The sequence below is a fragment of the Asprobacillus argus genome (assembly GCF_032248395.1).
GTDB classification, from domain to species: Bacteria; Bacteroidota; Bacteroidia; order Flavobacteriales; family Flavobacteriaceae; genus Polaribacter; species Polaribacter argus.
In genome coordinates this window covers 154,027-178,344 of sequence record NZ_JAVTTO010000002.1, presented here as the reverse complement: position 1 = coordinate 178,344, position 24,318 = coordinate 154,027, and the positions used below count along the sequence as shown (strand labels likewise).

At 36.1% G+C, this 24,318-nt stretch carries 15 protein-coding genes; 8 read left to right on the top strand and 7 right to left on the bottom strand.

Annotated elements, in window-relative coordinates:
* Positions 1-1,005, top strand: a complete 1,005-nt coding sequence (locus tag RQM59_RS04525) for an AAA family ATPase (RefSeq protein ID WP_349240890.1) — start codon at positions 1-3, stop codon at positions 1,003-1,005.
* Between the two features lie 9 nt (positions 1,006-1,014).
* A complete protein-coding gene (locus RQM59_RS04520; protein WP_349240889.1) occupies positions 1,015-2,346 on the top strand; it encodes a DUF58 domain-containing protein in 1,332 nt (443 codons plus the stop codon).
* Between the two features lie 3 nt (positions 2,347-2,349).
* On the opposite strand, the gene guaB is transcribed toward RQM59_RS04520, so the two are convergent.
* A complete protein-coding gene (guaB, locus tag RQM59_RS04515; protein WP_349240888.1) occupies positions 2,350-3,825 on the bottom strand; it encodes an IMP dehydrogenase in 1,476 nt (491 codons plus the stop codon).
* 223 nt (positions 3,826-4,048) lie between these two features.
* Here guaB and RQM59_RS04510 point away from each other — a divergent pair, with 223 nt between their 5' ends.
* A complete protein-coding gene (locus RQM59_RS04510; RefSeq protein WP_349240887.1) occupies positions 4,049-6,280 on the top strand; it encodes a TonB-dependent receptor family protein in 2,232 nt (743 codons plus the stop codon).
* 35 nt (positions 6,281-6,315) lie between these two features.
* On the opposite strand, the gene RQM59_RS04505 is transcribed toward RQM59_RS04510, so the two are convergent.
* Together RQM59_RS04505 and RQM59_RS04500 are read right to left on the bottom strand one after the other, a co-directional pair.
* Entirely contained in the window at positions 6,316-7,824 is a 1,509-nt protein-coding gene (locus tag RQM59_RS04505; RefSeq protein ID WP_349240886.1) for a bifunctional metallophosphatase/5'-nucleotidase, read from the bottom strand.
* 10 nt (positions 7,825-7,834) lie between these two features.
* Positions 7,835-8,692, bottom strand: coding sequence for a hydroxymethylglutaryl-CoA lyase (locus tag RQM59_RS04500; RefSeq protein WP_349240885.1), 858 nt, complete (start codon positions 8,690-8,692; stop codon positions 7,835-7,837).
* Between the two features lie 347 nt (positions 8,693-9,039).
* Between RQM59_RS04500 and RQM59_RS04495 the strand changes: the two genes are divergently transcribed.
* Positions 9,040-9,303: a hypothetical protein gene (locus RQM59_RS04495; protein ID WP_349240884.1), complete on the top strand. Its 264-nt coding sequence runs from the start codon at positions 9,040-9,042 to the stop codon at positions 9,301-9,303.
* 2 nt (positions 9,304-9,305) lie between these two features.
* Here RQM59_RS04495 and RQM59_RS04490 read toward each other — a convergent pair whose 3' ends face one another.
* Entirely contained in the window at positions 9,306-9,923 is a 618-nt protein-coding gene (locus RQM59_RS04490; RefSeq protein ID WP_349240883.1) for a LysE family translocator, read from the bottom strand.
* Positions 9,924-10,009: 86 nt separating this feature from the next.
* Between RQM59_RS04490 and RQM59_RS04485 the strand changes: the two genes are divergently transcribed.
* Positions 10,010-10,912, top strand: coding sequence for a T9SS type A sorting domain-containing protein (locus RQM59_RS04485; protein WP_349240882.1), 903 nt, complete (start codon positions 10,010-10,012; stop codon positions 10,910-10,912).
* Here the strand turns inward: RQM59_RS04485 and RQM59_RS04480 are convergent.
* The 3 genes from RQM59_RS04480 to pheT are packed head-to-tail and all read right to left on the bottom strand — an operon-like array spanning position 10,898 to position 15,531.
* A complete protein-coding gene (locus tag RQM59_RS04480; protein WP_349240881.1) occupies positions 10,898-11,914 on the bottom strand; it encodes a quinone-dependent dihydroorotate dehydrogenase in 1,017 nt (338 codons plus the stop codon). The genes RQM59_RS04485 and RQM59_RS04480 overlap by 15 nt on opposite strands.
* Positions 11,914-13,059, bottom strand: coding sequence for a tetratricopeptide repeat protein (locus RQM59_RS04475; RefSeq protein ID WP_349240880.1), 1,146 nt, complete (start codon positions 13,057-13,059; stop codon positions 11,914-11,916). Before RQM59_RS04475 ends, RQM59_RS04480 begins: the two co-directional genes overlap by 1 nt.
* Before the next feature lie 45 nt (positions 13,060-13,104).
* Positions 13,105-15,531: a phenylalanine--tRNA ligase subunit beta gene (pheT, locus tag RQM59_RS04470; protein WP_349240879.1), complete on the bottom strand. Its 2,427-nt coding sequence runs from the start codon at positions 15,529-15,531 to the stop codon at positions 13,105-13,107.
* 171 nt (positions 15,532-15,702) lie between these two features.
* Here pheT and RQM59_RS04465 point away from each other — a divergent pair, with 171 nt between their 5' ends.
* The 3 genes from RQM59_RS04465 (at position 15,703) to RQM59_RS04455 (ending at position 24,273) form a co-directional block, all read left to right on the top strand.
* Entirely contained in the window at positions 15,703-19,899 is a 4,197-nt protein-coding gene (locus RQM59_RS04465) for an endonuclease (protein ID WP_349240878.1), read from the top strand.
* A 35-nt stretch (positions 19,900-19,934) separates the two neighbouring features.
* Entirely contained in the window at positions 19,935-20,108 is a 174-nt protein-coding gene (locus RQM59_RS04460) for a hypothetical protein (protein ID WP_349240877.1), read from the top strand.
* Positions 20,109-20,325: 217 nt separating this feature from the next.
* Positions 20,326-24,273 carry a fibronectin type III domain-containing protein gene (locus RQM59_RS04455; protein ID WP_349240876.1) on the top strand — a complete coding sequence of 1,316 codons (3,948 nt, stop codon included), beginning with the start codon at positions 20,326-20,328 and terminating at the stop codon, positions 24,271-24,273.
* Positions 24,274-24,318: the final 45 nt, after the last annotated feature.

Here is a 24,318-nt window from a genome sequence, read left to right as displayed (position 1 = left end):
ATGGAAGAAATTAATGAAAATAAACCTGAGGAAGGTTTAGCGTTTGTGAATAGAATTGACGTACAGGAATTACAGGAAAGCGTCTTTAAAATAAAAGAACAATTACAAAAAGTAATTGTAGGTCAGCAAAATATGATCGATCTACTCTTAGTGGCAATGTTAGCTAACGGACATGCCTTGATAGAAGGTGTGCCTGGTGTAGCAAAAACGATTACTGCAAAGTTATTGTCTAAGACATTATCAGTAGGTTTTAGTAGAATACAGTTTACACCCGACCTGATGCCTTCAGATATCCTGGGAACTTCTGTTTATAACCAAAAAGTTGCAGACTTTGAGTTTAAAAAAGGACCTATATTTTCAAATATGATATTAATCGATGAGATTAATAGAGCACCAGCCAAAACACAAGCTGCATTATTTGAAGTAATGGAGGAAAAACAAGTAACCATCGATGGTCACACCTATATTATGGATACTCCATTTATTGTGTTAGCGACGCAGAATCCTATAGAACAAGAAGGTACCTATAGGCTACCAGAAGCACAATTAGATCGATTCTTATTTAAGATTAATGTTCCGTATCCAAATGCTGAGGAAGAAATGGAGATTATTTCTAGAGAACAGGCGCTGGAGAATACCAAAAAACTACAGAAGATAGATACTATTATTTCGGGTGAGGATATCGAAAAGTATCGCGCAATTGTGAATCAAGTAAAAATTGAGAAGAATCTTTTAAAATACATCGCGGATGTGGTGGTCAATACCAGAACAAACTCTTTATTATTTTTAGGAGCCTCGCCAAGAGCGAGTATTGCAATCCTAAATGCCGCTAAAGCTTTTGCTGCTATAAATGGTAGAGATTTCGTTACACCAGAAGATATTAAAAGTGCTACGATTCCTGTATTACAACATAGAGTTATCGTAACACCAGAGAGAGAAATGGAAGGTTTGACCAGTATTCAGATCATTGAGCAAATTATCGAAGCAGTCGAAATTCCAAGATAAAAGTACTACATGAAAAAACTCTATCACTCTTTATATTTAAACAATAGATTATTCTACTGCCTTGGCATTATTTCAATTTTCTTTGTGATAGGTTTCTTCATTCCTTTATTTTTCAAAGTAGCTCAGGTATGTTTGTTTACGATAAGTGCATTAACAATTATAGATGTTTTCATTGTGTACTCAGAGTCTCATGGAGTTGAAGTAGTAAGATCTTTGCCAGAAAGATTGTCTAACGGAGATGAAAACAAAATAACTTTAGAGATCACCAATAACTATAAGTTTAGTGCGCATATAAAAATCATTGAAGAACTCCCTCATCAGTTTCAAAAGCGGGGTTTTTATTTTAAACCCTTTGTTAAATCTAAAGAAGTTGAACATATACAATATGCGTTAACACCTAATGAAAGAGGGATCTACAATTTCGGGCATGTTAACACCTATGTTAGTTCTCCATTACAATTAGCCACCAAAAAATACATTTTAGGTGAAGAAAAAGAAGTCCAATGTTATCCATCTTTTTTACGCTTGAGAGAATTCAAGATCAAAGCTTTTGCAGATACGAATACGTATGGTACAAAGAAGACCAGAAGAATAGGACACTCTTTGGAATTTGAACAGATCAAAGAATATGTCTCTGGTGATGATATTAGAACATTAAACTGGAAAGCTACTGCCAAGAGAAACCAACTAATGGTGAATCAGTATATTGAAGAAAAATCGCAACCCGTATATACAATTATTGATAAAGGACGTTCAATGCAAATGCCATTTAACGGATTAACTCTTCTTGACTACGCTATTAATGCCACATTAGCTGTAAGCAATGCTGTGTTAAGAAAACAAGATAAAGCTGGTATGCTAAGCTTCTCTAATAAAATTGAGGATCTAATTGTGGCTGAGCAACGTAACTCTCAAATGAATTTGATCTCTGAGGCTTTATATACTATTAAAACGAATTTCTTCGAATCTGATTTTAGTCAATTATATGCTGTTGTCAAAAGAAAGATTACCCATCGTAGTTTGTTAATTCTATATACAAATTTTGAGACCATGGACGCTTTGAAACGACAACTTCCTTATTTAAGAGGTCTCGCAAAAAACCATTTATTATTGGTTGTTTTCTTTAAGAATACAGAATTAAACGCACTTATAGATACAACTCCGTCTACAATACAAGATGTATATGACAGTATTATTGCGGAAAAATTCATGTATGAGAAAAGACAGATCGTTAATGAGCTCAAAAAGTACGGAATTCAGTCCGTTTTAACCAAACCTGAAAACCTAACCAGTGATACGATAAACCGATACTTGGATTTTAAAGCACGAGGGCTTGCCTAGATCTTAACGTCTACTATAATTTGGAGCTTCTTTTGTAATTGCCACATCATGTGGGTGGCTCTCATTAATTCCAGAAGACGTAATTCTTACAAATTTTCCAGATTCTTTAAGTGTATCAATATCCTTCGATCCACAATACCCCATTCCAGCTCTTAAACCGCCAATAAACTGGTGAATACTTTCAAACAATTCTCCTTTATAAGGCACCCTACCAACTATTCCTTCTGGTACCAGTTTCTTAATATCATCTTCAACATCCTGAAAGTATCTATCTTTTGATCCTTGTTTCATGGCTTCAACAGATCCCATTCCACGATACGACTTAAATTTTCTTCCGTCATAAATAATCGTCTCTCCTGGGCTTTCTTTTGTTCCAGCTAATAACGAGCCTAGCATTACGCTATCTGCTCCTGCCGCAATTGCTTTTGGAATATCTCCGGTATATCGAATGCCCCCGTCTGCAATAACAGGAACACCGCTTCCTTTAATTGCTGCAGCTACTTCTAATACTGCTGAGAATTGAGGAAATCCAACTCCCGCAACGACTCTTGTGGTACAAATAGATCCTGGTCCTATTCCTACCTTTACGGCATCGGCTCCAGCCTCTACTAGGTATTTAGCGGCTTCAGGTGTAGCAATATTTCCTACCACCACATCCAACTCTTTATGCGTTGCTTTAATGTCCTTTAAAACGGCAACTACTCCTTTGGTATGTCCATGTGCTGTATCAATAATAACGGCATCTACTCCTGCTTTAACCAATGCTCCTGCCCTCTCCACTGCATCTGCTGTTACTCCTAAGGCAGCAGCAACACGCAATCTACCATAAGAATCTTTATTTGCAATAGGTTTTTGAGTCACCTTAGTTATATCTCTAAAAGTGATTAGCCCAATTAATTTATAATCGTCGCCTACAATCAAAAGTTTCTCAATTTTGTTTTTCTGTAATATGGACTCGGCATCTTTTAATGACGTTCCTTCTGGAGCAGTTATCAGGTTTTCACTAGTCATCACCTCTACAATAGGTCTATCATTGTTGTGCTCAAAACGTAAATCACGATTGGTAACAATTCCCTTTAACATGCCACTATTATCTACCACAGGAATTCCTCCAATCTTATGCTCCTTCATATTCTGTTTTGCATCTAAAACAACAGCATCTAAAGGCAGTGTAACAGGGTCCTGGATCATTCCACTCTCTGCACGTTTCACTTTCCTTACCTCCTGAGCTTGTTGCTCAATGGTCATATTCTTATGCAACACGCCAATTCCTCCCTCTCTCGCCATAGCAATCGCCATAGCAGATTCAGTTACTGTATCCATTGCCGCAGAGACAATAGGTACATTAATTGTAATGTTTCGAGTAAATTTTGTTTGAATATTAACCTCTCTTGGAAGAACTTCTGAAAAGGCAGGAACTAATAGAACATCGTCATATGTTAAACCTTCTCCGACAAACTTAGAATTGTGAGCAATCATAGTGCAATCAACTTAAAAATTAATTGCAAGCAAATTTACAACTTATTATTGATTTGAAGACATTAATTTTTTCTTAATAAAATCCTATTGAAGTATTAATCCATTGAGAACAAATACACTAAGAATTTTATTTTTATTTATTCTAAATAAACTTTGATTTTAATGTTTTCAATATTACATTTGCACCGAAATTAAAACATTATTTAAATTTAATCTAAATAAAATGAAAAGGCTTTACACCCTATTGTTACTAACCTCAGCATTTGCTCTTAGCGCTCAGAATACTAAGAAAAATGAAAACACTTCATTAGATTCCATTCAAAGACTAGATGAAGTAATTCTTCCAACCAACGTAATTTTTGGAAATAAGTTTGTTGCTCACAACAGAACAGGATCCTCTTATTATATATCGCCAAAAGAGCTTCAAAAATTTGGATTTACGAATATTAATAGAGTTTTAAGTACTGTTCCAGGAGTCAATATTTATGAAGAAGATGGTTTTGGACTTAGGCCAAATATAAGTCTAAGAGGAACGTCACCAGAACGTAGTGCCAAGATCTCCATTATGGAAGATGGAGTTCTTATTGCACCTGCTCCATACAGTGCTCCAGCGGCATATTATTTTCCTACCATAGCAAGGATGCAGGCGGTTGAAGTGCTTAAAGGTAGTAGTCAGGTTCAATATGGCCCTTTTACCACAGGAGGAGCTATTAACATGGTCTCAAATCAGATTCCAACAAAGTTTGGAGGAAGGGTTCGTGCTTCATATGGAAGTTTTAATTCTAGTCAATTTCATGGAATTGTTGGAGACGAGAATAAAAATTTTGGATATATGGTAGAATATTTGAACTACAACTCCGATGGATTTAAAGATCTTTCAAATGGGGGCAATACCGGATTTGATAAAAATGATTTGGTGGCGAAGTTTAGATACAATATCAATTCCAATGGAACTATAAAACAAGCTATCGAAGCTAAGATTCAATATTCCGATGAGGTATCTAACGAGACGTACCTTGGGTTGACCGATAGCGATTTTGATGCAAGCCCTTTCAGAAGGTATGCTGGATCACAAAGAGATGTGATGAAGGCAGATCACTTTCAGGTTATGCTTACGCACACTCTTGATTTGTCAAAAGATTTTAGAATAACTACTAATTTATATAACAACAATTTTGGAAGAAATTGGTACAAATTGGATAAGGTTTCATCCAATGGGACTACTGAAGGAATCGCGGATATTCTAGAGGACCCAAGTGCTTTTGCAAGTTACTATGACATTGTTACTGGAAATGTAAATTCAGCCGTTGGCGCATTATATGTAAAAGCAAATAATAGAACATATAACTCAAAAGGAATCCAAACGAAGTTAGACTATCATTGGTATGGCAAAGAAACATTTCACGACATAGAAGTTGGACTTAGATATCACTACGATGAAGAGGATCGTTTTCAATGGGTGGATGAATACAACATGATCGATGGAGTTATGAATCTTACCGCAGCGGGAGCTCCAGGCTCTAACGCGAATAGAATTAGTAGTGCCAATGCTTTTGCAAGCTTTATAATGTATAAATTAAAATATAAGAACTTGACAATTACTCCTGGGGTTCGATATGAAAACATTACATTGAAAAGAGAAAATTTTGGAACAAGCGATCCGACAAGAACAGGAAATGCATTATCTGTAAGGGAAAATAAAGTTGATGTATTTATTCCTGGTATCGGTGCCAATTACAATTTTTCTAATACATTGTCTGTTTTCGGTGGAATTCATAAAGGTTTTTCTCCTCCGGGAAATCAAGAAGGACAAAAGCCAGAAAAAAGTATAAATTATGAACTTGGTACAAGGTTTAATTTGCTAGGACTTAAAGGAGAATTTGTTGGATTCTTCAATGACTATAGTAATCTACTAGGAAGTGATCTTGCAGCTACAGGAGGTACTGGTTCTCTAGATCAATTTAACGCTGGTGAAGTGAACGTTATGGGGCTTGAAGTCCTGTTAAATTATGATTTATTGGCAAAAGATCAGGATTGGTCGTTGCCTATTTCATTTGGATATACATATACAGATACGGAATTTCAAAATAGTTTTGGAAGTTCTGATGACCTTTGGGGTGTTGTAACTGCAGGTGACGAATTGCCTTATATTTCTAAACATCAATTTAATGCAACCATATCTCTAGAACATCAAAAGTTTCAGTTAAATCTGAATACAAGGTTTAACGGATCCTTCAGGACAGTAGCTGGTTCTGGAACGATTCCAGCCAATGAACAAGTGGCATCTAACTTTATTGTAGATTTTGCGGGAAAATATAGCATAAGCAAGAAATTAAATGCTACCGCGAACATTATTAATCTTTTCAATAAAACATATGCAGTATCACGAGTTCCTGCTGGTCTAAGACCAGGACATCCGTTTGGAGTATACGCAGGGTTGGAGTTCATGTTCTAATTTAAAAAGTAAAAAAGGCTCTTTAGGAGCCTTTTTTACTTTAAAGTTTTTAGGTACAAAATCACAGCCTTTCGTATATCATAACCTACCTCACTCGGTGTAGGCTTATAAACTGAGATTACACCCTTGGCTTTTTCCGTAAGTACCGGAATATCAAAACCTTTCAATAGATAATCGCTAACAGCAAGCGTGTAGGTCTTTCTTGGGTTCAGTTTTTGCTCATTGATAAACCAGTTATTCTCTTTTTCATTTATGTTGAATCGCTGCAAATATGGCCCTTTTCCTTTAGCTTGTTTTCCAAAATTTAACACTTCTTCCAATAAGAACCCTTTGATTTCTATTTTATAAACGCTTCCTCCAAAAGGCAGTACTCGAAAGATGTCGGTACTGGTAACTTCGCCTATCAGCTCATCATCAATTCTAATAGATCCACCATTGACCAAAGCACCATCAACCTTATTATCAAATGCAAAAGCCATAGCTTCTGTAACTAATTCTCCAAGATTCGTTTGCTTAGATCTAATAGGAGTATCTCTACCATCTAAAGGTACTTTTGCTTCATAAATCACCTCATTAGGGTTGGCCACAATCTCTTTGATTTTTGTGTTCAATATCTTTTGCCATTTTTCTACGATACCTCCTACTCTTTCTTCAGATTTAATAGCCGCATTGATCTCTTTTAATGTCGATGTTACTGTGGCTTTGTTTGTTTCTTTATTAAATGTAATCTTATGAATGTAAGCAGATTTGGCATTTGCATCCGCTTTAGCGATTATCGTATTACCTACTTGATGTTTCATATTTGTATGCTCATGCCCTCCCATGATCAACGGAATGTTTGGCAGCATTTCCGCTATTCGTTTATCTTGATGGATATTCACATGGGTTAAACCAAATACCACATCTACACTATCCTTTAAAGATTCATAAGAAGCTTTGGCAGCAGAAAACATATCTGAATAAGACACGTAACTTCTAGGATTAGAAGGAATACAAACACTAATAAAACCTATTTTAATGGTTGTACCATCACTGTCCTTTATCGAAATTGTATGCGTTTTAGAAATAGTGTTTTTTATGTTATTCTCCTCTTTGTAAAAAGGCGCTATAACTCCATCGTTATTAAGTGCCACATTCGCTCCAATCCAATGAAATGAACTTTCATTAATTCTTTTCTGGAGATCATTTTTGCTTAGATCAAATTCATGATTCCCAAATGCGGCCAATTCGAAATCCATGGCATTCATAACCTCAACCATTTGTCTCCCTCGAATTCTATCTCCTTCGTACTTAATGGTTCCTAATAAGGAAGGATTTAAAAAATCACCCGCCATCATTACAAAAGTATTCTTGTTATCTTCTATCAATTCTTGATGTATTGTCTCCAACCTTGCCATTCCGCCGTACTTTCCTCCCTGAATAGGTGCTATTTCATATACATCATTTACTTGCAAAAAGGTAAATTCTATCTTACCATCATCCTGTCTACAAGAGATGAGTAATACAATAGATAAAAACGCTAAGAATTGTTTGATTGGTTTCATAAGATAGTTTCTACATGAATACGTTTAGTGCTTCGTTATAAGCACTTTCAAAACTCATGGGTTTAATATTAGTTTCTGCCTTTTGCTCTGTAAAGTAGGATACTAGTTTCTCCGTTGGCATATTTCCTGTTAAGTCATCTTTAGCCATTGGGCATCCACCATATCCTTTTATGGCGCCATCGAAACGATAACAACCAGCTTTGTAAGCTGCATCTACTTTTTCATGCCAAGAGTCTGGCGTTGTATGTAAATGTGCTCCAAACTCAATATCAGGGTACTTTGGGATAAGGTTCCCAAACAGGTATTCTATAATATCCGGAGTTGAACTTCCAACTGTATCGGATAGGGATAGAATCTTCACTCCCATATTCGATAATTTTTCCGTCCACTCAGCAACAATGTCTACATTCCAAGGATCGCCATAAGGGTTTCCGAACCCCATACTTAAATAGGCCACAACCTCTTTGTTTACCTTACCTGCTATCGATAGAATTTCTTTAAGCACGTCTATGGATTCCGCTATGGTTTTATGTGTATTTCGCATTTGAAAGTTCTCAGAAATAGAAAAAGGGTATCCTAAATAATCTATTTCCTCAAATTGAGTCGCATCATTTGCTCCTCGAACATTGGCTATAATCGCTAAAAGCTTGCTTCGCGTATTTGATAAATCCAGTTGAGATAAAACTTCAGCCGTATCTCTCATTTGGGGTATTGCCTTTGGAGAAACAAAGCTTCCGAAATCTATAGTATCGAAACCCACTCTTAACAACGAATTTATGTAGTCCGCTTTACTTTTTGTAGGTATAAAATGACTTTTAATGCCTTGCATAGCATCCCGAGGACATTCTATTATTTTCACCTTATTCATTGCTCAAATATACAACAATTGTTATTCAGATATTTCTAAAATATTCTTTTGCATTAGTGAAAAATTTTACAATACTACGTACTACTACGTACAGGTTGAAATGACAATGTCAATAATTTTAAATTGTGAAAACTATGAAAAATTTTACACTAAAAAAACCCGTTTTTTTAGCACAGCCCCTATTCAATACTATCGAATATCATAAGAATATAGCGATTATAATTTATCTCATTTTAGGGCTTACCTACATGATAATCGGTGGCTATACTATCTTAGAAAATCCATTTGTTTGTCAACCTGAACATGTTAGCTACACTGGTAATTACTTCTCCTACGTTCTCGGTGTTATGAAAGGTATACTGCACTTGTTCATCGATTTAAGCCCTACCTATTTCTTGATTGGAGCAGTGCTTGTTTATTCCGCCTTTAATTATGTTCGATCAACGTATCACGATTATTTATGCGTCATTTATTTTACAATATCTACGATAATTCATTGGGTGGAATCTTTTGATGAAGAAAGAAGTATAAATAGTCCCATTTTTAGCTTTATTTCTTTGGTTTTGGTCGGAACCATTATCTTTCTAAGAGGTATTAAACCTCAGCATTAAGCTTAGATTAAAATAAATACAGCAATTGCAACAAAAACAATAATCTGTATCCACTTTAAATAGAGTCCAACATTTTGATGTTTCTTAATATATTCTGATAAAGTACCTCCTAAAAATGCAATCGAAGAAAAGATAGTAAATGATGTCAAAATAAACAGACCGCCTAGTACATAAAACTGTAGCACACTTGACATCTCTTCTGAAAACAAAAATCTGGGAAAAAATGCCAGAAAAAAAATAGTCACCTTAGGGTTTAAAACATTCATCCAAAAACCTGTTTTGAAAAGTTGAAAAGCTGTCGTTTTCTCCACGTTGGTCGTGGAGATCATAATTTCGGCTTTACTTTTAAAAATCTGAAAGGCTAAATACAACAAGTAGGACGCTCCAAAAAGTTTAATTACGAAAAAAAGGTTCTCATTCTCCTTAAGAATGGCTGAGACACCAAAAGCTACTAGGGTCGTATGAATAATACATCCGGTCATTAAACCTAAGACTGTTGCAAAACCATGTTTTTTACCATTTACAATACTTTGAGTAAGCACAAAGATATTATCAGGTCCGGGAGAACAAGCCAATACGGCCGTCGCTAAGATAAATGATAAAAGGATTTCTATATCCAATATTTGTTTTTTTCAAAAATAGTTAAAAAAGAATGTAAGTATAGCATTCAAACTGAGACTTAAGAATTAATCTTAATTAATTCGATATGAAAAAAATTACTTTACTCCTTTTATCTTTTACTTCTTTAAACTTTTTTGGTCAATCTACGGCGACCTATACTGTTACATTCAATAGTATTTGGAATGCTACAGATCATACCAGCGTACCAGGAAATGCCCATTGGTCAAGATTGGTTGGGGCCACACATAATACGGCTAATCAATTTTTTCAATTAGGTGCTAATGCTACTACAGGTATAAAGAATGTAGCTGAGTTTGGAAGTAATGCTGTGTTTAGTAATGAAGTAAATACAGCCATAACCAATAATCAAGCCGATCAATTTATTAATGGTCCTTCATTAGGTACGGCAACGGGAGATATGATAATTTCTAATTTGCAAGTAACTGAAGATTTTCCCTTATTATCACTGATTTCTATGATTGCTCCAAGTCCAGATTGGGTAATCGCCATCAATAGTTATGATCTCTTTAATGGAGGAAGTTGGGTTACATCGGCCACAATAGATATGTTTGCATATGATGCCGGAACAGATAGTGGCAGCGACTATGCTTCTGGCAATGTGATAACTTCTCCTTTTCAACCCATATCTATGATCAATGGTGCTCCTATTAATGGAAATAAAATGGGTACTTTAACCATTACCTTAGAATCTGTTCTTAGTGTTCCGACGGTTGATCTTTTTACAAGCATAAAGGTATACCCTAATCCGTCAAACGGAAATGTAACTATTAACAATCCCACTTCTATTGAACTTCAAAGAATAGAGGTATATAATGTTCTAGGTTCTAGGATACGAACCTTTACAAAAAACTTAGGAGCAAATAAAAATATTGACTTGGATCTAAACGCCTTGAAAAAAGGAATGTACATTCTGAAATTAATATCAGAGGATAATAAAACTAAAACGCAACGATTAGTGCTTCAATAATGCCTTATTGATGTCCTTAATCAGTTGTGGACCTTCATAAATAAAACCGGTGTAGAGTTGAACTAAATCTGCGCCGGCTTTTATCTTTTCAATGGCATCATTGGCAGAATGAATACCTCCCACTCCAATAATAGGAAAAGCTTTATTAGATTTTTCTGATAAGAAACGAATTACTTCGGTAGATCTATTGGTAAGTGGCTTCCCGCTTAAACCTCCTATTTCTTCTTTATTAGACGATTTCAAACCTTCTCTAGAAATGGTAGTATTCGTTGCAATTACTCCTTCGATCTTTGTCATTTTAACAATATCTATAATATCCAATAATTGTTCATCCGTTAAGTCGGGTGCTATCTTTAGTAAGATAGGCTTTGCTTTTTCTTTCTTATTATTTAATTCTTGAAGGGTATTCAATAACGCTGTTAAAGGTTCTTTATCCTGTAGTGCTCTTAGGTTAGGTGTATTTGGAGAACTTACATTAACCACAAAGTAATCTACATGATCGAACAATGCATTGAAACAAATTACATAATCATCAACAGCATTTTGGTTTGGCGTTATTTTGTTTTTGCCAATATTTCCCCCTACTAAAACGCCTTTATTCTTTCGTAATCTTTCCACGGCCTCTTCAACACCTCCATTGTTAAACCCCATTCTATTAACAATGGCTTGATCTTCCTTAAGCCTGAATAAACGTTTTTTGGGGTTTCCTTCTTGAGGTTTTGGTGTTAGCGTGCCAATCTCTACAAATCCGAAACCAAAATTAGAAAGCTCATTATATAACTTGGCATCTTTATCAAAACCAGCTGCTAAACCGACCGGGTTTTTAAAAGTAAGCCCCATTACGTTTCTTTCCAAACGCTTATCCAAAATAACATACATACTTTTGATGAAACCAGAAATCAGTGGGATCTTGCATACAAACCGAATCATAGAAAAAGTAAAGTGATGTACCTTCTCTGGGTCAGATAGGAATAGTATGGGTTTTATGAGTATTTTATACATTACTTACTTTTTAACCATTGATTAAACTCTTTTGATTTAGAGAATTCAGAAAAATATTCAGAAACACTACTCTTTAGCTCTTTTTTGACTACCTTAAAACTATCCATCATTATTGACAAAATTTCTACTGCCTTGTCGTATTGGTTCGTTTCAATATATATGGTAAGTAAACTATCATAAGGATCAAAAAAATGCTCAAAATCATTTGTCATTGTAACAAAATAAGAAGTTGCCATTTTATAGTCCTTCTTCGCATAAAAAATGTTTCCCCGAAGGTAGTTTAGAAAATCATCTCCTTGTAATAGATCATTCAGTTTATCTACCATTTTTAAAGCCTCGTCGTATTTTTTATTAAGAATATGACCATCAATGGAAACTAAATAAACACTTGGGTTGTTGGGAAATGCTTGTAAATATTCTCTAATAGATTTTTTATACAAATTTTCATCAAGATTAGAAGTCACGGAGATTTTTAAAAGTCTAAATACTTTGGTCTTTTTCGATTTTTCTCCCAAAGACTTGAACAAATCATATGACTCCTTAAACTTCCCCTGAGCTTTGAGCGCTCTTACTTCTTTTAACTTGACTAAATCCGTTAAATAATCATCCCTTTTAAATAACTTAGAGATAATACCTCCTTCATTCATTCTAGCTAGGTCATACATAGCTTTCAAAGATTCGCTCAGGTTTTCTCCAGTTGTATATACAAAAGCGTCAACTAATTTTACCTTTCCATTTTCTTTAACAACTAAAAAATCATGATAATTTAAACCTTCATCAGAAAACAATCTGAATAATAAATGGAGTCTACTTCGACTATCTTCATAAGCTCTGATAAAATCATAACTTGCTCCATTCTCAATTTCTCGAAGCAATAGTTTTCCGAATTTAAAACTACTTTTGAATCCTCTTTCAAATCCCTCATTATATTGAGAGAGTGATTTATGCTCTGGAAGGTTCATCCTTTTTATAAGTGCTGAAGTATCAAACTTCTTGTTAAAAAAGGAATCATCTCCACTATATAAAGTAGAGTCTATAACATAACCTATATTTTCTAACTCGCTCAGGTCTTGTTTAATGTTTTGAGACTGTACTAGCCAACAATTCCAGAGTAAAACGTATACTATTAGTACTATTCTTTTCATTCTTTTTATAAAAAAGGCCCCATATAGGAGCCTTGTAATACTTATTTATCTTAATACAGCGTTTAAGTTCTTCTCAAAAGTTTGCTGCAATTTTTGCATGATCTTATCTATTTGCTTGTCATTTAACGTCTTGCTTTCGTCTTGTAGTAAAAAACTTACAGCATAGGATTTCTTTCCATCAGGCAACTTGTCGCCTGTATATACGTCAAACAAGTCTACATCTCTTAATAACTTTCTTTCTGACTGAAAAGACAAGTTATAAACTTCTTTGAACGATATTTTTTCATCTAACAATAATGCCAAATCTCTCTTAACCATAGGGAATTTAGGCAAATCCTTAACTTTTACCTTTCTATTCTTTGTTAATGTTAAAATTACATTCCAATTAAAGTCGGCAAAAAGTACTTCTTGCTTGATTCCAAATTCTTTGAGAATGCTATTCTTTACGGTTCCGAAGTCAACTACTTTTGTCTTTCCTAAGCTTAAAGATAGTCCTTCGTTTAAAACATCTGACTTTGTAGGGGTTGCCTTCAGGTTATTGAGCCCTAATCTACCCAACAAGCTTACGATTATTCCTTTTGTATAAAAGAAATCTGAAACTCCTGTGGTAGTATTCCAACGCTCTTTATTTCTATTTCCTGAAACAAACATTGTTAGGTGCTTATCTTCTTGATAACCGCTCTCATATTTATGATATGTTTTTCCAAATTCGTATAATTTGAGAGAACTATTCTTTCTATTAATATTATAAGCAACTGATTCAAGGCCACTAAACAAAAGAGATTGGCGCATTACACCAAGATCATTGCTTAATGGGTTTAACATATGTACGTTAAAGGATTCCTTTAAACTTTCAGAAAGTTGAACGTAGGATTCCTTGGTTAGAGAATTCGCCATGGTTTCATAAAACCCAAGAGAAGACAATTGATTAGCAACAATATTCTCTAATTTTACCTCATTGTTCTCATCAAAAGAAATAGACGTATTCAATTTATGAGAAAACTTAATATTGTTATACCCGTATACGCGCAATATCTCTTCAATAATATCTGCTTCACGTTGCACATCTGTTCTATACGATGGAATTGTCAAGCCTAATCCTCCTTCTGTTTCACTACTGATTTTGATTTCTAGAGAAGCTAGAATATTCTTAACAGTTTCTTTATCAATCTCCTGACCTATTAATCTATAAGCATTTTCATAAGAAAAGAACACTTGAAAATCTTCTATTTTCTCTGGATAAAAATCAAGTACATCAGAAGATATTTTACCATTTGCATATTCTTCAATTAATAGCGCTGCTCTTTTCAGCGCATACTCCGTAAAGTTCACATCGATTCCTCTCTCAAATCTAAATGAAGCATCTGTATTCAAGGCATGCCTTTTTGCTGTTTTACGCACAGCTACAGGATCAAAATAAGCGCTTTCCAAAAAGACAGAATTTGTATTCTCAGTAACTCCAGATTGAATTCCTCCAAAAACTCCTGCAATACATAATGGGTTCGATTCTGCATCACAGATCATGATATCATCTTTATGAAGTTCTCTTTCAACCTCATCAAGTGTAGTAAACTTAGTTCCTGCAGGTAGTGTTTTTACCACAACTTTATTTCCTTTGATCTTTTGAGCATCAAAAGCATGTAGCGGTTGCCCTAACTCATGTAAAACATAGTTTGTAATATCTACAATATTATTCTTAGATGCAATGCCTATTGCTTTTAAACGATTCTGAATCCATTCTGGAGAGTCTTTCACCTCTACATCTGTAATCGTAATTCCACAATATCTCGGTGCTAATTCTTTATTTTCTATCTCGATATCAACTTTTAAAGTTCTTTCATCAACATGAAAGTTACTTACAGAAGGAGAGATCAATTCTAAATTAATACCTTCCTGAATTAAGCCGGCCCTTAGATCTCTGGCTACACCAAAATGACTCATAGCATCTGATCTATTAGGAGTTAACCCTATCTCAAAAACATGATCTTTTTCTATATTAAAAACTTCAGCCGCTGCTGTCCCAGGTTTTAAGGAATCGGCGAGAATCATTATACCATCATGTCCTGACCCAAGTCCTAACTCATCTTCCGCACATATCATTCCATGACTTTCCTCTCCTCTAATCTTTCCTTTCTTTATTTTAAACCCTTCGCCGTTCGCATCATATAATATCGTGCCAATAGTTGCGACTGGAACTTTTTGTCCTTCAGCTACATTAGGAGCTCCGCAAACAATTTGTACTGGGTCTCCCTTTCCTAAATTAACCGTAGTCACTTTTAACCGATCTGCATTCGGGTGCTGCTTACAAGTCAAGACTTCTCCTACAACAATCCCTTCCAAACTACCTTTAACAGACTCTATAGACTCAATACCTTCTACTTCCAACCCTAAGTCAGTAAGTAATTCGCCAGTTTTGGATGCTTCCCAATCTACTTGTAAGAATTGTTGCAACCAATTGTACGATATTTTCATATAATTTCCTTGAAGATTTTCAGATGCAAACTTAAAAAATTTATAGTTAAAATTAAGGCTTTGAGCCAAAACAAAAGAACAAAATGAATGTAATTTTTTCCTGTTTTAAAAAAAAGCAGTAATTTAGTAGCTGTGTTTTACTACAAACACTTAACCCCATTTTGAAAAAACATGAAGAAATTAACCCCTCTCTTAATGTTGTTATTCTCTATAACAGCATTTGCTCAAATTCCAACGTATTATAATGATGTAAACCTTAACTTAACAGGTGTCGCGTTAAAGAATGAACTGGCGACGAAAATCATCAATACGCATACAAATAGCTTATCGTATTCCAATATTTGGGACGCTTCAAAGATTACCGATGTAAATCCTTTAAATAGTTTAGAGGTATTGCTTATATATGGTTATGAAGATGGATCTGATGGAGATACAAATAACGATCGAGAACGAGGTATCAATGACACCTGTGGTGCTGGTAGTTGCGTAGGTCTATGGAATAGGGAACACGTATTCGCAAATTCTCTTGCCACGCCAGACCTGGATGCTTCGGGAACAAGCGGTCCCCCCTATGCAGACGCACACAATCTTAGACCATGTGATTCGCCTACAAATTCATCCAGAGGAAATAAATTATTTGCTACTGGTTCTGGAAATTCAGGAGCAGTTACTGGAGGATGGTATCCTGGTGATGAATGGAAGGGTGATGTTGCTAGAATTGCCATGTATATGTATCTAAGATATGGAAGTCAATGTTTACCAACCGCTTTAGGTGTGGGAGATAGTTCGAGTACTCCAGATGATATGATCGACTTGTTCTTACAATGGAATGTCGATGACCCAGTATCTGATTTTGAGAAACAACGTAATACCTATCATGATAGTGCTGGTACATATGCACAAGGAAACAGAAACCCATTTATAGACAATCCAGCATTTGCTACTACTATATGGGGAGGCGCACAAGCTGAGGATCTTTTTGGTGGAGGAAGTAGCGATACCGAAGCACCAACAGTTCCTATGAGTTTAGCTTCTTCTAGTATAACGGGAAGTTCATTCTCTGTTTCATGGGCTGCTTCCACTGATAATGTTGCTGTAACAGGGTATAATATTCTTTTTAATGGTTTGGTTGTCGGAACCTCAAATACGACAAGCTATGATGCTACTGGTTTATCTGCTTCAACTGCATATACTGTAACGGTTCAAGCGTATGATGCTGCGGGAAACACGTCAAGTGCAAGTTCTTCATTAGTTGTTAATACTACTTCTGGCGGTGGTGGTTCAGCGACAGATCTTTTTCTTTCTGAATACATAGAAGGGTCTTCTAATAATAAAGCACTAGAGGTCGCTAACTTTACAGGGAGTACTGTAGACCTCACCATATACTCTCTTAAAAAACAAACCAACGGAGCAGGCTCATGGTCTAGTGGATTATCACTAACAGGAAATCTAGCCAATGGTAGCGTTTTTATTGTGGCCCATAGTTCAGCGTCATCTACTATTACCAGCGTTGCTGATATTACTACAGCTGGTGCTCAAATAACTTTTAATGGTAACGACCCAGTAGGTCTCTTTAAAAATGATGTCCTAATTGATATTATAGGAACCTTCGATGGAGGCGGTACAAATTTTGCTCAAAATGTAACGTTACAAAGAAAATCATCGGTATCGAGTCCAAATACAACTTATACCACCTCGGAGTGGAATACCTTAGCAACGGACACCTTTTCTGGACTAGACTCACATACCTTTGATGGTAGTGGAACGCCAGATACTGAAGCTCCTACTGCACCATCAAGCCTTTCTTCAAGCAATGTAAATGTGACCACGGTCGATCTTTCTTGGACTGCTTCTACAGATAACATTGCTGTCGCATCTTATGCCATATATAGTAGTGGTTCTTTGATTGCAAGTACAAGTAGTACAAGCTATACGGTGACTGGGTTAACAGGAAATACTGCATACTCTTTTACAGTGCGTGCCAATGACGCTGCAGCAAATCAATCTGGAAATAGTAATACTGAAAACGTAACAACAGCCACTGCAGATACGGAAGACCCTACAACGCCAACAAGTTTAGTCGCAAGTAATACAACTCAAACAACTACAGATCTATCATGGACGGCTTCAACGGATAATGTAGCCGTTACATCGTATACAATATATCAAGGAGGTTCAGAAATTGCCACTTCTGCAACAAATAGCTATAGCGTTACAGGATTAACAGCTAGTACTTCATACTCCTTTACCGTAAGAGCCAATGACGCAGCGGCGAATCAATCTACAGATAGTAATGCAGCAAATATAACCACCTCTTCGGCTCCATCTGGTGTTGCAACAGATCTTTACTTCTCAGAGTATATAGAAGGTTCTTCTAATAATAAAGCATTAGAAGTCGCCAATTTTACCGGGAGTAGTGTTGATTTATCTATATACTCTCTAAAAAAGCAAACGAATGGCGCCGGTTCTTGGTCTAGTGGATTGTCATTAACAGGAACTTTAGTGAATGGCGATGTTTTTGTAGTTGCCAATAGTTCAGCTGATGCTGCCATTACTGGTGAAGCTGATATCACCACTGGAGGTACTCAAGTAACTTTCAACGGAAATGACCCTGTAGGTTTATTTAAAAATGATGTGCTTATTGACATTATAGGAACATTTGATGATGCTTCAGTCTTTGCGCAAAATGTTACCCTAAGAAGAAAGTCTACGGTAACTAGTCCAAACACCACATATACCACTTCTGAGTGGGATACATTTCTTACCGATAATTTTTCAGACGTTGGATCTCACACAATAACTGGAACACATACATTCTTAGGAAATACCGATAGTGATTGGGATACTCCTGCAAATTGGAGTATAGGAACGGTTCCTAGCGGAACTGCTGTAATTATTAGTGCAGGTCAAACTGTTACTGCTTCGGGAAGTATTTCTATAACCAACTTAACACTTGAATCAAATTCTGCACTTACAGTTACTACAAATGTTACAAACTCAGGAACAGTAACTCTCAATTCAGGGGCTTCGTTAATTGCAAAAAATTCTACTGCTTTTGATCTAACATATAGTAGATCTCTGGGGACTAACAATTGGTATTTGGTATCTTCAGCAGTAACAAATGAAACACTAGAAGATATTATTACAAATCATACCTTTGCTACTGGAAGTAGTAGCAACATTGGAATTGGCGATTATGTAAATACCACACCAGGATGGACCTATGCAACATCGGCTAGCACTGGAACTTTAAGTAGCGGTGAAGGTCGCTCTGTAAAACTAGCTGTATCTGGAGATATATCCTTTTCGGGAGCTATGCCACTAAGTGATGTAAGTATTACTATTTCTGATGGAGGTGGCAGTGGAAATGGTTTTAATTTAATCGGAAACCCCTTCCCTTCTTATATTACAGGAAACCACACGTCTCCGCTTGTATCTAATAATATTTTAAGTGCAAACTCGGGAATTCTCGAAGAGCAAACTCTTTGGTTTTGGGATCAGGTAGATAAAGAATATGATCAAATTAATCAAGCCAGTGCATTGGTTGATGGTATCCGATATATTCCTCCTGGTCAAGGTTTTTTTGTAAAATCAAATGCTTCAGGAGGCAGTTTTAGTTTTCCTGAATCTATGCAAAGTCATCAAAGTACCGATGCCTTTTCAAGATCTGGAAATACCAATGAGAATTATACACACATTAAATTAAAACTTAGTGATCAAACTACTACCAAGAATGCAGACATTATCTACATCCCAAATGCTACTCATGGTTGGGACAATGGTTTTGATGCAAGTCTATTTGGTGGGGCTAGTAACAGTTTTGCCATATACACGGAATTAGTAGCAGATAATCAAGGTCAAAAACTAGGTATTCAATCACTTCCTAACTCCAATTTTAACGAAGTTGTTGCGGTTGGAGTAAATGCCTCCGCTGGTACAGAAATTACGATTTCTGCAAATAGCAAGCATCTTCCTCAAGGAACTGAAGTGTATCTAGAAGATAGATTGAATGGTACTTTTACTATTTTAGATACGAGCTCTAAGTATACAACTACACTTTCAAACGACATTACTGGTACTGGACGTTTCTATCTTCATATAAGTGCAGATGCGCTTAGTATAGATGATGATGCTCTAAGTGGTGTAAATGTATATACAAATAATTATAATGAATTACGCATTATTGGTATTCATAATGCAGATACTAATCTTATTCTCTATGATATCATAGGAAAGAAAATTTTCAATACTTCCTTCATTGGGAACGGTAATAACACGATTACACTCCCCAATGTAAAAACAGGAATTTACATTATTCAATTGCAGACTTCCCAAGGGAAACTAAGTAATAAAATAGTGATCGAGTAACAAACAATGTTTATTAAGGAAAAAAGTATTGAATCATGAATAATCAAGCAAAATATAAAAACAAAGAATTAATCACCCGTAAAGAGGCCTTACATAAAATTGGTAATTACGGAAAGTATGCGGCATTAACGGCAATCGGAACTTACATCTTATTAAGTCCTAAGCAAGCACAAGCTGCTAGCCCTGAAGATCCTGGCTCAGGTTTCTAGTTTAGTAATAATCAAAGGCACTATTAGTCTTATACACTTTAAAACCCTATCAAATGTTGATAGGGTTTTTTGTTTGTTTAGAACTACTTACAATCACTATCAGGCTGTGAATACTTATCAACAAGTCACTAAAATTCCAAAAAAAAGGTGTATTTTGTATTCTGGGCTTTTTTTAAAAGTCCAAAAATTCAATTAACACAAAAAACGTTCAATTAACATGAGAAAATTAACCCCCTGGCTGATGCTGCTATTTACTGTAGCAACATTTGCACAGATCCCTACGTACTACAATGACGTAAACTTGACCCTTACTGGCACCGCTCTTAAGAATGCCTTAGCTACAAAAATCATCAATACGCATACTACTAACCTTTCTTACACCCCCGGCGTATGGGATGCTTTAAAACAAACTGATCTAGATCCTACAGACCCTACCAAAGTACTATTGATTTACGGTTGGAATGATTCTGATGGAGATATAACTAATGATCGAACTAGAGGTGTTGATCAAAATGGTGGAGGAACCGGTGTTTGGAATCGAGAACATGTGTATTCTAAATCTCTCGCTAATCCAAATTTAGGAACATCTGGCCCTGGTGCCGATGCACATAACCTAAGACCCTGTGATGCTCAGCGAAATTCATCTAGAAGCAATCGAAAATTCGAAGATGGCAATGGTAATTCCGGAGCAACTGCCGCAGGAAATTGGTACCCTGGTGATGAATGGAAAGGTGATGTTGCACGGATGATGATGTATATGTATCTCCGATACGGAAATCAAACCTTACCCATAAATGTTGGTGTAGGAACTACTGTCGCTTCGGATACTAACATGATCATGCTATTTCTCGAGTGGAATGCAGAAGATCCGGTTTCTGATCTGGAAAAGCAAAGAAACCCTGTTCTAGAAGGTTTGCAAGGAAATAGAAATCCTTTTATTGATAATCCCGCTTTTGCTACACAAATTTGGGGAGGCCCTCAGGCTGAAGATTTATTCGGAGGTGGTAGTACTGATACTACTGCTCCATCTACTCCAATCAATTTAATTGCCTCAAATGTCGCTTCAACATCTTTTTCATTATCCTGGACAGCCTCTACGGATAATGTTGCTGTTAGCGGTTATACCATATTTTTAAATGGATCTCAAGTTGGAACTTCTAACACTAATAATTACGATGCTAGTGGCTTAACTTCTTCCACAAGTTATACAGTTTCGGTTAGCGCATATGACACTGCAAGTAATAGCTCAAATCAAAGTACTTCAATAACTGTCAATACTTCTGCAGGAGGTAATGGAACAGCAACGGACCTATTAATTTCGGAGTATATTGAAGGCTCTTCTAATAACAAAGCTATCGAAGTAGCTAACTTTACAGGGAGTACGGTAGACCTATCTGCTTATACCTTGAAAAAACAAACTAATGGATCCGGTTCCTGGTCTGGTGGACTTTCCTTAACTGGACAATTAGCCCATGGAAGTGTGTTTGTTGCTGCAAACAGTAATGCCTCTTCTGCTATTACCAGTGTTGCCAATATTACCACTGAAAGTTCCGAAATGACATTTAATGGAAATGACGCAGTTGGTCTTTTTAAAAATGATGTGTTGATAGATATGCTTGGCGTATTCAACAGTAGTGCTACCTATGCTCAAAATGTAACCTTACAAAGAAAATCATCTGTAACTAGTCCCAATACAACCTACACTACTACAGAATGGAATTCTCTTGCTACAGATACCTTTTCTGGATTAGGTTCTCATACTATCGATGGAGGTTCAGGAACTGATACCGAAGCTCCATCTATACCAACAAGTCTTGCCGCTAGTAACATTACTGAAACTTCGACAGTTCTTTCTTGGAACGCTTCTACTGACAATGTTGGAGTAACTTCATATACCATCTATCAAGGAGGGACTCAAATTGGAACTTCAAGTACAACAAGCTTTAGTGTTACCGGTTTAACCGACAGCACTGCCTACACATTTACCGTAAGAGCAGATGATGCAGCTGGAAATCAATCCAATGATAGTAATAGTGTCAATATAACAACATTAACACCTCCAGATACACAAGCTCCTTCAAATCCTGCTAGCTTAGTAGTAAGCAACGTAACACAAACATCCGTAGATCTTTCTTGGAATGCTTCGACAGATAATGTTGGAGTAACCTCATATACGATCTATCAAGGAGGAGTTCAGATTGGGACTTCGAGTACAACAACCTTTGGCGTTACTGGTTTAACAGCTAGTACTGCATATACATTTACCGTAAGAGCAAGTGATGCTGCTGGAAATCAATCTGCAGATAGTAACTCCGTTAATGTGACAACCTCTCAAAATGGTGGTAATGGAACAGCAATGGACTTATTAATTTCGGAGTATATTGAAGGCTCTTCTAATAACAAAGCTATCGAAGTAGCTAACTTTACAGGGAGCACGGTAGACCTATCTGCTTATACCTTGAAAAAACAAACTAATGGATCCGGTTCCTGGTCTGGTGGACTTTCCTTAACTGGACAATTAGCCCATGGAAGTGTATTTGTTGCAGCAAACAGTAATGCCTCTTCTGCTATTACCAGTGTTGCCAATATTACCACTGGAAGTTCCGAAATGACATTTAATGGAAATGACGCAGTTGGTCTTTTTAAAAATGATGTGTTGATAGATATGCTTGGCGTATTCAACAGTAGTGCTACCTATGCTCAAAATGTAACCTTACAAAGAAAATCATCTGTAACTAGTCCCAATACAACCTACACTACTACAGAATGGAATTCTCTTGCTACAGATACCTTTTCTGGATTAGGTTCTCATACTATCGATGGAGGTTCAGGAACTGATACCGAAGCTCCATCTATACCAACAAGTCTTGCCGCTAGTAACATTACTGAAACTTCGACAGTTCTTTCTTGGAACGCTTCTACTGACAATGTTGGAGTAACTTCATATACCATCTATCAAGGAGGGGCTCAAATTGGAACTTCAAGTACAACAAGCTTTAGTGTTACCGGTTTAACCGACAGCACTGCCTACACATTTACCGTAAGAGCAGATGATGCAGCTGGAAATCAATCCAATGATAGTAATAGTGTCAATATAACAACATTAACACCTCCAGATACACAAGCTCCTTCAAATCCTGCTAGCTTAGTAGCAAACAACGTAACACAAACATCCGTAGATCTTTCTTGGAATGCTTCGACAGATAATGTTGGAGTAACCTCATATACGATCTATCAAGGAGGAGTTCAGATTGGGACTTCGAGTACAACAACCTTTGGCGTTACTGGTTTAACAGCTAGTACTGCATATACATTTACCGTAAGAGCAAGTGATGCTGCTGGAAATCAATCTGCAGATAGTAACTCCGTTAATACAACTACAAATGATCCTCCTACGAATACATCAACTATTATATCAGAGTCCTATTTCGAAGCTGGCTGGGACAATTGGGCTGATGGAGGAAGCGATTGCTACCGTTATTCAGGTTCTCGTTCTTGGGAAGGAAACTATTCTATCAGAATTAGAGATAATTCTGGGACAAATTCAGCTATGACTTCTGAGGTCTATGATATAAGTTCTTATGATACCGTTGAAGTAGAGTTTTATTTTTATTCATACAGTATGGAAAATAACGAAGATTTTTGGCTGCGTTATTTCAATGGATCTAGTTGGGAAACAGTTGCGACCTACGCTAGAGGTACAGATTTTGAAAATAATGGTTTCTATTCTTCTATCGTAGTTTTAGATAAAAACAGCTATAGTTTCGTTAACAATGCGCAATTTAGGTTTCAAAATGATGCTTCTGGAAATGCCGATCATATTTATATAGATCAGGTTACAATTACGGGAAAAACTGGAAGTACATCTAGAAATTCATTACCTGCTGTTGAGAAAAATATCCAGTTTCATAGACCGAAATTTGAAGATGGAAATTCTTTTACTTTATATCCGAATCCAGTGAGTGGACAGCAAATACAAGTGTTTATTACAAATCGAGAAAACGAAGTTGTAACTTACAAGGTCACCTCTTTATTAGGTGCTGCCTTATTATCTGGAACATTAGTAGACAATCGTATAAATATTGCGAAGCTAAAGCCTGGTATCTATTTAATGCAACTAATAGATGGCGATGAATCTTCTATTAGGAAATTCATCAAAAAATAAAGCATTACTTTTAAGCCCCGTCAAATGATGGGGTTTTTTTGTAAG